This is a genomic window from Granulosicoccus antarcticus IMCC3135, from assembly GCF_002215215.1.
Classification (GTDB): domain Bacteria; phylum Pseudomonadota; class Gammaproteobacteria; order Granulosicoccales; family Granulosicoccaceae; genus Granulosicoccus; species Granulosicoccus antarcticus.
In genome coordinates, this window is sequence record NZ_CP018632.1 from 6,527,526 (window position 1) to 6,540,062 (window position 12,537).

At 51.2% G+C, this 12,537-nt stretch carries 14 protein-coding genes and 1 pseudogene; 8 read left to right on the plus strand and 7 right to left on the minus strand.

From position 1 onward, the window contains the following. Window positions 1–204 precede the first annotated feature (204 nt). Together IMCC3135_RS28180 and IMCC3135_RS28185 are read left to right on the plus strand one after the other, a co-directional pair. Window positions 205–687, plus strand: a complete 483-nt coding sequence (locus tag IMCC3135_RS28180) for a helix-turn-helix domain-containing protein (protein WP_088916797.1) — start codon at window positions 205–207, stop codon at window positions 685–687. After that, the gene (locus IMCC3135_RS28185; protein ID WP_088920620.1) at window positions 668–1,102 is read left to right on the plus strand and encodes a transposase; all 435 of its coding nucleotides are present in this window, start codon (window positions 668–670) and stop codon (window positions 1,100–1,102) included. The genes IMCC3135_RS28180 and IMCC3135_RS28185 overlap by 20 nt, the downstream gene beginning before the upstream one ends. Here the strand turns inward: IMCC3135_RS28185 and IMCC3135_RS28190 are convergent. Further along, the gene (locus tag IMCC3135_RS28190) at window positions 1,084–2,424 is read right to left on the minus strand and encodes an IS4 family transposase (RefSeq protein WP_088919669.1); all 1,341 of its coding nucleotides are present in this window, start codon (window positions 2,422–2,424) and stop codon (window positions 1,084–1,086) included. The genes IMCC3135_RS28185 and IMCC3135_RS28190 overlap by 19 nt on opposite strands. A gap of 121 nt (window positions 2,425–2,545) precedes the next feature. Between IMCC3135_RS28190 and IMCC3135_RS28195 the strand changes: the two are divergent. Beyond that, window positions 2,546–2,836: pseudogene (locus IMCC3135_RS28195) on the plus strand (transposase); the annotation flags it as partial. Here the strand turns inward: IMCC3135_RS28195 and IMCC3135_RS28200 are convergent. The 3 genes from IMCC3135_RS28200 to IMCC3135_RS28210 form a co-directional block, all read right to left on the minus strand. Then, window positions 2,833–3,867: a GIY-YIG nuclease family protein gene (locus IMCC3135_RS28200; protein ID WP_157736325.1), complete on the minus strand. Its 1,035-nt coding sequence runs from the start codon at window positions 3,865–3,867 to the stop codon at window positions 2,833–2,835. The pseudogene IMCC3135_RS28195 and the gene IMCC3135_RS28200 overlap by 4 nt on opposite strands. Before the next feature lie 38 nt (window positions 3,868–3,905). After that, window positions 3,906–4,640, minus strand: a complete 735-nt coding sequence (locus IMCC3135_RS28205) for an LEM-3-like GIY-YIG domain-containing protein (protein WP_088920623.1) — start codon at window positions 4,638–4,640, stop codon at window positions 3,906–3,908. Window positions 4,641–4,766: 126 nt separating this feature from the next. Next, a complete protein-coding gene (locus tag IMCC3135_RS28210; RefSeq protein ID WP_088920624.1) occupies window positions 4,767–5,348 on the minus strand; it encodes a hypothetical protein in 582 nt (193 codons plus the stop codon). Window positions 5,349–5,452: 104 nt separating this feature from the next. On the opposite strand from IMCC3135_RS28210, the gene IMCC3135_RS28215 reads away from it, so the two are divergent. Continuing rightward, a protein-coding gene (locus IMCC3135_RS28215) for an IS5 family transposase (protein ID WP_418251411.1) occupies window positions 5,453–6,213 on the plus strand; the annotation gives its coding sequence in 2 pieces (ribosomal slippage) (window positions 5,453–5,780 and window positions 5,780–6,213; 762 coding nt in all). Here the strand turns inward: IMCC3135_RS28215 and IMCC3135_RS28220 are convergent. Next, a complete protein-coding gene (locus IMCC3135_RS28220) occupies window positions 6,206–8,905 on the minus strand; it encodes a type I restriction endonuclease subunit R (RefSeq protein ID WP_088920625.1) in 2,700 nt (899 codons plus the stop codon). The two genes, IMCC3135_RS28215 and IMCC3135_RS28220, sit on opposite strands and share 8 nt — an antisense overlap. 299 nt (window positions 8,906–9,204) lie before the next feature. On the opposite strand from IMCC3135_RS28220, the gene IMCC3135_RS28225 reads away from it, so the two are divergent. The 4 genes from IMCC3135_RS28225 to IMCC3135_RS28240 all read left to right on the plus strand — a co-directional run bounded on the left by IMCC3135_RS28225 (window position 9,205) and on the right by IMCC3135_RS28240 (window position 10,425). Next, entirely contained in the window at window positions 9,205–9,540 is a 336-nt protein-coding gene (locus IMCC3135_RS28225) for a type II toxin-antitoxin system RelE/ParE family toxin (protein WP_088920626.1), read from the plus strand. After that, on the plus strand, window positions 9,537–9,812 hold the full coding sequence (locus IMCC3135_RS28230) for a helix-turn-helix domain-containing protein (protein WP_088920627.1): 276 nt from the start codon (window positions 9,537–9,539) through the stop codon (window positions 9,810–9,812). Before IMCC3135_RS28225 ends, IMCC3135_RS28230 begins: the two co-directional genes overlap by 4 nt. Window positions 9,813–9,979: 167 nt before the next feature. After that, a complete protein-coding gene (locus tag IMCC3135_RS28235; RefSeq protein WP_269467044.1) occupies window positions 9,980–10,138 on the plus strand; it encodes a type II toxin-antitoxin system RelE/ParE family toxin in 159 nt (52 codons plus the stop codon). A gap of 5 nt (window positions 10,139–10,143) precedes the next feature. Next, entirely contained in the window at window positions 10,144–10,425 is a 282-nt protein-coding gene (locus IMCC3135_RS28240) for a HigA family addiction module antitoxin (RefSeq protein ID WP_088920629.1), read from the plus strand. A 165-nt stretch (window positions 10,426–10,590) separates the two neighbouring features. Here the strand turns inward: IMCC3135_RS28240 and IMCC3135_RS28245 are convergent, their stop codons facing one another. Both IMCC3135_RS28245 and IMCC3135_RS28250 read right to left on the minus strand, forming a co-directional pair. Continuing rightward, window positions 10,591–10,971 (minus strand): hypothetical protein, encoded by a 381-nt coding sequence (locus tag IMCC3135_RS28245; protein ID WP_088920630.1) that lies wholly within the window; start codon window positions 10,969–10,971, stop codon window positions 10,591–10,593. A gap of 157 nt (window positions 10,972–11,128) precedes the next feature. Next, window positions 11,129–12,505: a Fic family protein gene (locus tag IMCC3135_RS28250; RefSeq protein WP_088920631.1), complete on the minus strand. Its 1,377-nt coding sequence runs from the start codon at window positions 12,503–12,505 to the stop codon at window positions 11,129–11,131. Window positions 12,506–12,537: the final 32 nt, after the last annotated feature.

A 12,537-nucleotide genomic window follows, 5' to 3' on the forward strand; every position in this document is an offset into this window, starting at 1 on the left:
CCGTATTGAACTCCCGGAAAATGCAGGCTCCCGAAAGCCTGATATTACACGGACCAAATCTGTCCGGCTTCCTACCCAATCGGCTTGTTTATCAAGAGGCCTGTCTCGCGACACACTGGGCAGCTAGTGGTGTAACCGCTTGATAAATTCCAGTTATAGTCTAACTTCATAATAGTACTTTGCAACCTGTTGAAGTGATTGAGAATGCCTAAGCGTCATGTGGTTAAGTTGTCCGAAGAAGAGCGCCATGCTCTGGAGCAGATCTGTAAAACGGGACGCATAGCGGCGCAGAAGCGACGACATGCACAGATTTTGTTACTGGTTGATCAAGGAGAGCATGGTCCTTCGATGACCGATGCCGAGGTTGCTGAGCGAATGGAACTGACCACCCGTTGCATCGCAAAGACACGCCAGCGATGTGTGGAAGAAGGATTGGAACTGGCGCTGCAGCGTAAGAGACGCAGTCGAGAGCGAACGGCAAGATTGGATGGCGATGCGGAGGCCAGGCTAGTAAGCCTGGCTTGCAGTGATGCGCCAGAAGGCCAGGTGCGTTGGACGTTGAAGCTGTTGAGCGAGCGTCTGATTGAGCTGGAAATTGTCGAAAGCGTGGCTTATGAAACGGTGCGTCAAGTTTTAAAAAAACATCATAAAACCTTGGCAGAAACGCATGTGGTGCATAGCGCCTAAAGAGGACGCGGGGTTTGTCTGCCAGATGGAGGCTGTACTGGATGTGTATAAAAGACCTTTTGATGCAGAGTATCCTGTGGTTTGTATGGACGAGACAACCAAACAATGCACGCGTGAGGTACAAAAACCGATCCCGGCATCGCCTGGCCAAAGTGAGCGCTACGACGGAGAGTACGAGCGCAATGGAGTTGCCCACCTGATGGTGTTCTATACGCCATTGGAGAGTCGACGCACGGTGCGTATTGCCGACAATCATGCGTCGGGCGAATGGGCCGAAGGCGTCCGTGACCTGGTGGAGAATCAATACCCCCACGCGAAAAAGATCACGCTGGTTATGGACAACCTGAGCACTCATAGCGGAGCCTCCCTATACAGCAATGGCACTCGGATAAGCAATCACTGCTCGTACATATGACAGCAAGTTCGCGCGGCTGATCGCGGAATATCCAACAATTTGCGCGATTTGGGCCTTCGTTTAATGGCTCTTGGTTCTCGTCGTCCTGGGCGATTTGCGACCCGAGGTCCTGCAACCGCTCGTAGTAAATAAGTCCAACCTTGAGCATCAAGTTGCTGGCCACACTGGGACCAGGCGCTCCACAGTTGCACGGTATGTCGGAAGCTGATTGAGCGCGGCTCCCGATGTGTCAGAGTCGCGGCTTCACTCATCAATAACCGTGTCAAATTGTAAGCAAGCAGGTGCACCCAGAGTTCCTTCCTGATCATCTCGGCACTGAGACAACTCAGTATCCCTGCGTCCAGAGCGCATTTGAGCGAGCGAAAATCTGTCTCCACATTCCATCGACGTAGGTACAGTGCAACAATACCTTTAGCGCTGACCTCACGTTGGTCAGTGAATGAGGTAATGTAAAAGGTATCCTGATATCCACGACGACGGCTGATCACCTGACGAACTCTGATTTTCCTGGGGCACGATTCGTAAGTCTCGGCATCCATCCATTCAGGCCTGACCGGACGATTCAGCGTCAGGTAGGCGCGTCTTTTTTCGGGGCGAGAGCGACTGCCGTTGATTTCGAAAACCCCATCGCAGCCGATATTCTGCAGCATCACAAATGTCCAGTAGGTCTCGTAGATCGCGTCGCCGACCAGAACGTCCCCTTGCGTCAAACTGCGAGCCAGAGTCCTCATTTGCGACAGCTCCCCCGTGGTTTTACCCTTGGCTGGTGCTATCAACGCATCAATGATCGCACCCGTGGCCGCGCACGACAATGCAACCATGCGAGCTTCGGGAAAACCAACCCCTTTTTTCTGACTGGAGGGCTGCGGAAACTCTCGCTGGTTGTCGGGCGTGTCCGGCATCGAGAGCCCAGTGCCATCGATGAAATAGACAGAACGCCCACGCCAGAGCCACTCGGGCGAGGCGTTATCACTGACTTGTTGGCCAACTGCTTTGAAGAGCGTTTCGACCAGCACTACGGGCAAGCGGGCGCGCGCCTCACAATAAGCTGCTGTCGATGTTCCCGGCGGACGCAGTCCGTGGTTCAGACAACGGATGATGCGATCGTTGACCGCCCGTTGGCAGGAGCTATCGTCGTTTAGCACCTGTGCGACGAACATCGCCAGAGTCTCAGTCGGGGGATAGGTGCGCTCTCGATGCGCAGGAAGCTGAGCCTCGATGGTGGCCAGGAAGCGATCATCGGTAATCAAATTGAAGACACCGACAGAGTCGAGTCTGGCACGAAGGTGTTGCTCTGAGGGCAACTCACAGGTAGGCTGCATGGTGGCTGGTTCCGGTTACGTTGATTGTTTCGCAACCTGAAACGTACTCGCCGGAACCGGCCACTGCAACCTTCAAAAATCGCTTTTAGATTAGAGCTTTGGATCTAAACCGAGTGCCATTGCCCTATACAGAACGTTCGAACCCGCCGTGGCACATGCGCTTATGCAGAAGCTTGAGTTTGTCTTTACACCCAAGCATGGCAGTTGGTTGAATATGGCTGAATGTGAGTTCAGCGTTCTGGCCAGGCAATGTTTGGATCGACGCATTGCCGACGTGCCTACGCTGACCAAGGAGATAGCCGCATGGCAGACCCATCGCAACGAGAACGCCAAGCCTGCCGACTGGCGCTTTACAACCGACGATGCTCGTATCAAACTCAAAAGGCTTTACCCGAAAGTATCATGCAGTTAACCTACTAGTTCACTGCAGTGAAATCTGGAGTAGATCGTTCCCCTCTTTCTCATCAGCTGCAAATTCAACTGAGCAGAGGCCTTCTGAACGCGTTTGTCTTGTATCAGCTTTAGCAGACTGTTGGCGCTGAGCGCATATAGGGTCATTTGATGCTGGCCAGCGTCCTGATATTTCCCTTTTTTGATGAAGACCAAAGGAAATGATAACCAGAAACGAAGCCGTTCGATCCAGCCTCCCTTCGGAAACAATTCATTGGAGGCAACGTTTACATGCCCACGTAGTTTGTTGTTCGCCCCCTTCGGGTGCCATAGCACAAGAACTTCCATGACACTCATGTTAATAACAGCTAGTCGAGGCGCGAAATAGCTATTGGTCGACGGCATACAACTCATTGACCAGAGCGAATGTTCAGTCCTTCTTGGCATAGGCACGCAGTTTTTCAGGTATGTTCTCAATATCTCCAAGGCCATGTCGGATTGACCGTGCTCCAGAAACCTGGTGTACCTTCCTTTGGTACGTTGAACGAATTCTTCCGGAAATTCCTTTTTTGGTGACTGATCCAACTGGTTTTCCATTTCGGGGTTCAGCAGCCATAGGTCTTGCTCTTCCTGAGAAATAACAAGATCCAGTTTCGTCTCGCCGCTGACTTTGCTCACATGAACAATATTCGACAGCTTCATTCCCAGGCCTTCAGCTGCATTAATTCTTCTCTGCTCTTCTGCGTTGAGATTTTTCCTGGCGACTCTGGAGAACGTGAAACCGACGATATTTCCGTGCTTTCTTCGATGTTGACCGAAGCGACTGCGAACATCCACGGATTGCCCGATATAGAAGGTTGAATCATCGAACTCAAGCAGATAGATACCGCACCTGCGCTTTGCACGTCCGATCAAGCGGGCAGTCGTCTGAAGCGAGGTTACCGGTTTCAACGGTGGATAACCCAGTGATTGAACCCAACTTGCCTTGTTTTTCCATTCCTTTGAAACTCGTGAATTTTCAGGAGATACAAGCCGGTAAAAATTTACCGGCACCGGGGAGCATCAACACCGCATGCGTTGGCCTGGACTGTTCAGAAATTCACATAGCTGAACGAGCTAGCGTTGCCTCGCTTGAAGTATTTTCGGACATCGGCATTCATGTATTTTTCGCGGATATCGTCCGAGGCTACTTTGCCTGTGAACTCCACCCTATCGCTCAGTGACATTGTTCGAAATTCATAAGGAATTGTGCCACCTTGATGCCATTTTTCAATCTCATAAACTTCCTTCGTGACACCCTGAAAAACCGGAAGTGCATACCGAGCCTTTTCTCTTCGACTGCCCATGACCCAAGTTCCCCGAGTCGCTTCGTATAACTCCTTTGCTGGCATATTATGTCGATACGTCTGGTTGATGCGTATCAAGATCACATTGTCTTCAAACACCACCTCTTTGGCAGCGTAGTGTCCTATCACTTGTTGAACTGTCATTCTTCCGAAATCCTTGCTGCCACTACCACGGGTAATGTTAGTCAGATTCTCTATACCAATCAGATCAATGGCTGCAGCCTCAACATCAAAGGCTGCCTTCTCATCCCGTAGGTTATGCGCGAGAATCTCGATCTCCGGCAGACGAGAGCTGTCGCGGATCTCCTGTATCTTGGCGATCTTGGCCGATTCCCCAGTCTCCGACAAATGATCCAGTACACGGCTCTTGACGCCCTTGCCGATGTAGAACGGCTTTCTGGTGTCAGGGTCGATATACAAATAGACATAATTCCCCAGAAGTTCTTGAATATGAGGGGGTAGATCAATGTAAGTGTCCATTACTATTTCTCCGTTTTCATCCTATAACGTGAATTTGGCCTTGGCTTAAGCATGAGCAATTCTTGCCACGCGTAATTTACTTCTGCCAATCCAACTCGATTCCTTCCTTGCGATCCGGTTTGCTGCCTACCGGGCCCCACCAAACGCAATCAAATCATAAACCAGCCGCGAAAACTCCTTCGCCTTATCTGGATTAGATAACAGCTGCATCATCTGATTCCGATTAGCCTCATTGCTCTCAATCACCGCATCATCCACCGCCTTGGGAAAATCGCCCAGCATGGCCTGCTCACGGGTGTTGGTGCGTAGCTGCATCATGGCGCGCTCGTTTTCGCTGACCTTGTCGGCAACGGTGTGAGCAAAGTTGACGCAATCCTTGTCGCTCAACTCATCCATCAAAAAGATCTCATTCAACCGCGAGATAATCTGCGACAGAAATTCCTCTTTCGGGTCCTTCGCTTTGGCAGTACCAGCTCCCTCACTCGGATCCAGCTCATAGCCTTCGGCATCTTCACTGAGCTTCAGGTTCTGCTGTTTCAGCTTCGATAATCGGTAATGACTCAGCACCACGTTGTCCAGATCAACTTCATCCTCGGCCACATTGGTTTCTCTGAGCATGGGGCGTAGCTTGCGGGCGAAGAGGCTGAGCTTTTCCAGTTCCAGGTCATCGAAGGGCACGATCTGAGAGATGAATTCGTAGAAGCGCACGAAGGTGCCTAGGGCCTGTCATCAATTAAAAGATAGATATTTTGACTTGTCGACCCGTTATAGTTGACGCCTACAGAGAACAGGCGTCGATGGGGCTCCAAACCATGGTTGGACGATACGGGCTTTCCGACAGACAATGGCAGCAACTTGGCCCGTTGTTACCTGGTCGTGCTGACACGGTCGGTGTCACTGCCAAGGACAACCGACTATTTGTCGATGCCGTACTTTATCGCTACCGTGCCGGTATTCCCTGGCGGGATCTGCCAGCTCGTTTTGGTGACTTTCGTGTCATCCATACTCGCCATTGTCGGTGGTCGAAAAAAGGGATATGGGAGCTTGTTTTCAAGGTATTAAGCGAAGACGTAGACAATGAATACGTGATGCTTGACAGTACGATTGTAAGAGCACATCAGCACAGTGCTGGGGCGGCTGGGAGCGAAAAAAAATAGAGTGCCTCGGGTTGTCGCGAGGGGGAATAAGTACCAAAATTCATGCACTGTGCGATGCATTGGGAAATCCGATCAGCTTCAAGCTCACACCCGGACAAGCATCGGATCTAGAGGGCGCTGACGCACTGCTGCCAGGACTCACGGCCGGTGCGCTGCTGGCCGATCGAGCTTATGATGTCGAGGAACGCGTGCGTAAGCGATTGCGAGAGGCGAACACTGAGGCCGTTATTCCCAGTAAGAAGTCTCGCCTTGTAAAGATCGAACATGACCGTGATTTGTACAAAGCTCGACATCTGATCGAAAATTTCTTCGCTAAAATCAAGCAGTACCGTGCGATTGCGACGCGTTACGACAAGCGAGCATGCAATTTTCTGGGAGCGATTCACTTGGTTGCCGCCATTGAATGGCTTAATTGATGACAGGCCCTAGGTCTTTCTTGAAGATTTCCAGTGCATCCTTTGCCGTTCGGCATTCCTTCAAGTGATTGTCAGCGTTGCCGATCAGTACCGCGTCCCCGGTCTTGCGATTGCGCTCCATCATCTCCAGAGAAACCTTGTAGGCATCCACTGCCATCTCATAGCGTTTCGCCCAACGGTCCACCGCAGGTTTGCAGATACTGGCCAGGGCCTTGTCGCTCTTGCCCTTCTGGTAGAAGGCGGTAACGAACTGTTCCACCTCAGCCCATTGAAAGACACCGAAGCCGCGCAGCTTTTCGAACAAGTCGTAGACCATCTGCGGGTCAGACACATCGGTCAGTTCCGCTATCTGATAGTACGGCTGAAACGCTGCCAGTACATCGTCCGGGTCATTGAAGAAATCCAGCACGAAGGTGCCGCTGGCTTTCTTGCCAGCATAGTCCCGATTCAATCGTGACAGGGTCTGTACACACTCCACACCACCGAGCTTCTTGTCCACGTACATGGCACACAGTTTAGGCTGATCGAATCCTGTCTGGAACTTGTTGGCCACGATCATGACCTGATAGTCGTCAGTATCAAATGCCTTGCGCATGTCCCGTCCTTTCAGGTTCGGGTTCATGTTGGTTTCAGTGAATTTCTCGCCCAGCAGGTCGGTTGCTCCCGGGTCTTTCTCCGTGAATTCCACCTCACCCGAGAAGGCCGCCATGGCATGAATGCCGGTATAGCCCTTCTCCGTGATGTAGCGATCAAAACTGATCTTGTAGCGCACCGCCTCCTTGCGAGAGCTGGTCACCACCATGGCTTTGGCCTGGTTTCCCAGCAGGCCCATGACGTTGTCCTTGAAGTGCTCGACAATCACCTGCACCTTCTGCGAGATGTTGTAGTCATGCAGGCGCACCCACTGGTTCAGCTTCACCTTGGCCTTCTTGCTATCTACCTCCTTGTCCACATCCTGCATTTTCAGGGCAAGGTTATAGGCCACCTTGTAGCTGGTGTAGTTCTTCAGCACATCCAGAATGAAGCCTTCCTCGATGGCCTGTCGCATGCTGTACACATGGAACGATACCGGCTTGTTGGTTTTGGATGCAGGTTCACTCGGGTCTGGCCTGCGACCAAAGAGTTCCAGTGTCTTGGCCTTGGGCGTGGCGGTGAAGGCAAAGTAGCTCAGGTTCGGGGAGGCACGACGCGAGGCGATGATCTCGTTCAACACATCGTCAGCGCTCTGCGGCGCATCCGGGTCCGCATCGCTGTCACTGGCATCAGTCATCAGCACTTCCTTCAACTGACGCGCTGTGGAGCCTGTCTGTGAGGAATGCGCCTCATCGGCAATGATGGCGTAGTTGCGCTCCTTCAGGCTCACCGTATTCTCGATGGCCTTGAGTACATGCGGAAACGTCTGGATCGTGACAATGATGATCGGCTGAGACTGCTCCAGAGCAGATGCCAGCTTGTCAGACTTCGATCCTTCCCCCTCCCGGCGATTGATACGCCCTACCACCCCATCGACATGTTCCAGCTGATAGATGGTGTCCTGCAACTGATCATCCAGCACCGTGCGGTCCGTGACGATAATCACCGAATGAAACTGCTTGTTGCCCTTGTCGTCATACAAAGACGAGAGCTGATGCGCGGTCCAGGCAATGGAGTTGGACTTGCCAGAACCGGCACTGTGCTGAATCAGATACGACTGTCCCGGCCCCTCACTACGCGCTGACGACAACAGCTTGTTGACCACATCCCACTGATGGTAGCGCGGGAACATCATGGTCTCTTTCTTGGATTTACGCCCCTCCCAATCCTCTACCTCCTTGATCTCAAGGTGCATGAAGCGCTGAAAGATACGCAGCAGGTTCTGTGGCAACAGCACCTCGTTCCACAGATAGCTTGTCGGATCACTGCCATCTTCCGGTATATCGTTACCCTTGCCACCCTCAGCCGTACCCTTGTTGAACGGCAAGAAGAAGGTCTTGTCGCCCTTCAACTGCGTGCTCATCCATACGTCATACTGACTGACTGCGAAATGCACCAGAGCGCCGCGCTTGAACGTCAGCAAAGGCTCAGGCTTGCGGGTAACCGGGTCTATCGGCAGCCTCGTCTTCTGATACTGCTCCTTCGCATTATTGAACGCCTGCTTGAATTCAGACTTCAGCTCCATCGTCACCACTGGCAGACCATTGACAAACAGCACCAGATCAATGCGCAGCTTCTGCGCCATCAAACCGGTTTCTGCCAGATGCTTTTCTGTCGCCCAGGGGCTGTACACCAGTTCGGGCACTACCCGCAGTCGATTCATGCCATAACGAATCAGGGTATCCGGATTCAGATCGTGCTCCGGCTTGAACTGACACAGACTGAAGCGTGTACCGCGATCCTTGATCTCATGGCGCAAGACACCCAAAGTGCCAAAGGTCCGAAGCTCCTTGTCCGCCGCATTCGGATCAGCCTTGTTCAACTGCGAAGCCACCTTCTCCAGAAACTTCTCTTCCGGATTATTCGGATAGATACCGCAATACTTCTCCCACTGATCCGGCTGACTTTCCTTCACAAACGCCAGCGTATCCTCTGAATACAAAGCCAGCTCGCGGTTGTATTTGGAGGGCGATCCCCGCAGCCACCCATGGCCCACCAGGCACTCGACGATGTGGTTCTGTAAAGCGTATTCGGCTGATTTATCGGGATGATGACTCATGGAGAATCCGTTTTCTGATGAGAACTAAAACTCTCGTGTAATCGATGGTACAGATCAACTATGGTCAAGCACATGATTGCAATGCGAGCCATATCGTTGTCGACAAATGCTTGACGTTGTCCGAGTATGCAGCAGAGAGTTTAGCAAATTGTAGAGAGTGCTGACGACAGTGACGAGGTTTTACTGCTCTGCCATGATCAATGATGGTAGATAAGCGGCATTTTCGGATAAAAATACAATAATACCTCGTGTATTAGCGGTTTTTCTGTATAATATTTTGTACAACTATCGGAGCCCTTATGAAGGAGCTATTTTGGTATCCGGCAAGCAAATCTGCGTTGAATGATTTTCCTACTGAGGCAAAGCAATATTTAGGTTATCAGTTGCATTTACTGCAATCAGGAGCGTCACCAGATGATTTCAAGCCCTTAAAGGATCTTGGTAAAGGGATTAGCGGTGTGTATGAACTGCGTTTTCGTGACGAGAGCAATATTTTCCGTGTTGCCTATGTTGCGAAGTTCGAGGATGCTATCGTGGTTTTACACAGTTGGCAGAAGAAAACACAGAAAACGGCTCAAAGTGACCTTACGTTAATCGCTAAACGATTTCGAGAAGTTAAAGAGGAATTGACATGAATCTGCATAAATCTAAAGGCACTGTATGGGATGACATTGCAGAAGATCCCGCTGAGGCTGCTCAGCTTAAAATCAAGGCAGCATTGTTTGATGCTATCAGAGCCTATATCGAGAAACACCAACTTACCCAAGAGGAAGCTGCAGAACGCATGGGGGTTCAGCGTTCCCGCATTGGTGATATCAGTCGTGGCAAGCTCGGTGGTTTCACCATCGACTATCTTGTGCTGATGGCCGAGCGTGTTGGTGTCAACCCTTTGAGAATTGCCGGTTAGATTAACATCTCAATGCTTACGTTCAATAGGCGCCAGTATGGTGCTGCGGATCGATGAATGCTCAGCGTTCATGTCCGAAGCGCACTACAAATTTCGGACATGCGTGTGCCTGTCACTAGCGTGCCACAGGTACGGCGCGACTTGTTCGACGCAGCCGGATCAGCCTTGTGCAACTGCGAAAGTCGCCACCTGGAAACAGATTGGAAAAACTAACAGGGGACCTGGAAGGCTTTCATAGCATCCGCATCAATCAACAATGGCGATTGATTTTCAGATGGATAGATGGAAGTCCTGAGGATGTTGAAATCGTTGATTACCATAGGTGAACTGCATGCTACCCAATAAAAGAACATCAACGCACCCAGGAAAAATTCTACTGCATGAGTTTCTGGAGCCACTGGAGCTATCGCAGTCCGAATTCGCTCGTCATTTGAGCATCCCCATACAACGCGTTAACGAATTAATCAAAGGCAAGCGCGGAATTACGCCTGACACAGCGTGGTTACTCTCAACAGCACTTGGCACGACACCGGAGTTCTGGATGAACTTGCAGACAAGCTACGAATTGTCGTCGATCGAGCCTCCCAAGGGCATTAAACGTTTGGTGGCTTAGCGCTGGACCGCCAACTATTCCATGGGTGCCGTGGTAACGCCAGTCGCTCAAGAGATTTTTGTATAGGAGAGTCATCCGAGCCGGTAGAAAAAACTTGCCTAATCTACCCGACAAACACGGAGGATAAGCGAAGGTATTTTCAGAGTACAGGGCCAATTCGCGGTTTTATGCATCCATGCTGGCAGTCAATGCTGGTTCTGCGGCTTGGCTAATAAAGTCATCCTGCGTCCAAGCGAGCTGATGGGCCTGTTCGATGCGCGCCTGGCTGGCGGTAGGGATTTCCGCCGCATTCGGATCAGCCTTGTTCAACTGCGAGGCCACTTTCTCCAGAAACTTCTCTTCCGGATTATTCGGATAGATACCGCAATACTTCTCCCACTGATCCGGCTGACTTTCCTTTACAAATGCCAGCGTATCTTCTGAATACAAGGCCAGTTCACGGTTGTATTTGGAAGGCGATCCCAGCATCCACCCATGCCCCACCAGGCACTCAACGATGTGATTCTGAAAAGCGTATTCGGCTGACTTATCGGGGTGGTGACTCATGGAGAATCCGTTTTCTGAAGAGAACTGGCTGAAATACCTGAAGGCACAATTATAGTATGGACACCAGAACCTGATGGTGCTGAAGGATTTTTCGCAAGGTAACTCGCTCTACGAACCGGCAAGGCCCAGCGCATCCCGGTGCAAGCGCTCCTCACGATCATGTTTGGAATGTCGATTGAGCATCCCACAAGGTCTTCCAGCGAGTGAATTCGGAGAGTCTTAATCGATATCTCGCATAGTTGCCCTCATGCAAAGAGAGAATCTCAACCTCAGCAACATCTCTGAATCTGTGTCGATCATCAATAGGTATATTGTCTGTCACCCACGCCTTGATGAACTTGCCAATCTCCTGCCGAGGCACAGGCTGCATGACAAGCTCTCTGACAAGCACTTGCAAGGCATCCCGATACTTCATCCGAAACGGATCCGGGGCTCCGAGCTGTTGACGTACCGTGCGGTAGTGTTGCGCCGACCTTCCATAGGCCCATATAAACAACTCTCTCATCATGGATGCGTCGCCGCACTCATAAAAACCGACAAGCGCTTTTGAATAGGCATCTTCTGGCACTTCGATGAACGAGATGGGAATAAGGTTTTTCTTGATGAACGGAATATTGGCGGCCATTCGCGAAACTCGTTTATTCACATCATCGAACGGTTGAAGATAGGGCAAAAACAACAGTGCCATGAAGGCCTGCTCAAAGGGGTTATCTATCTCGGTGATCTTTCTCAAGGTCACTTGAAAGTAGGCCTCGATCCGATGTGGATCATCCAGCGGCAAATACGTGGAACCAGCAATGCCAACCGGAATCATTCTCAACCGACCGGCGGACATGGGGTCTGGCAACAGGTTGTTGGCCAACAAGGCGTGCAGGTTCAGCAGGGTATGACGATTAAATTCGATGTCCATCGCGTTCTCAACCAGAAACTCGATAGCATCCTTATGATTGCGAATCATCTGGGCGTCAATGGCCGCAGCACCCTCCACTTCTTCATCAAAGGCAATGAGCCTACGCGTATCCAATAGCGAATACGTATTGCCTTCCAGACGACTGGAATTCCATGACAGATCGATAAGCAGCCGATCCATGATCCTTCTGGCATAGGTACCCGCAGGCAACTCATCGACAGAATCAGTCCCGATAGCTTCCAGATTTCGCTGATCTTCAATGGAGAGATAACGACTGATGTTGGGTTCGTAAGATTCGATCAGGGCACCATCGTATGAGGCCGGCTCTCGGTTTGATGTTGGCCGATTCATACGCCGAACCAGCTCACGTGACTTTGGTGACTGAAACAGTTCTATCGAGCCACTACCAACAGGCAAATACCTGGCCCAGCGACGTGCCCCCTGCATGCTCACGCGCCCGCTGTCCACGAGGGCTTTGAGACGATACTTCAGCGCATCATCACCCACGGCAAGGCTGGAACTCAGCGCCGCCTTCAACTCCGGAAAAGAGATGCCTTCTGGGTGTTTTTTGATGACCTCAAGTAAAGGGGCAAGCCGAGCTTCACCAGATTCGGACTGTGACATCGACAATGATCCCCTTGAAGCCATGAAACGAG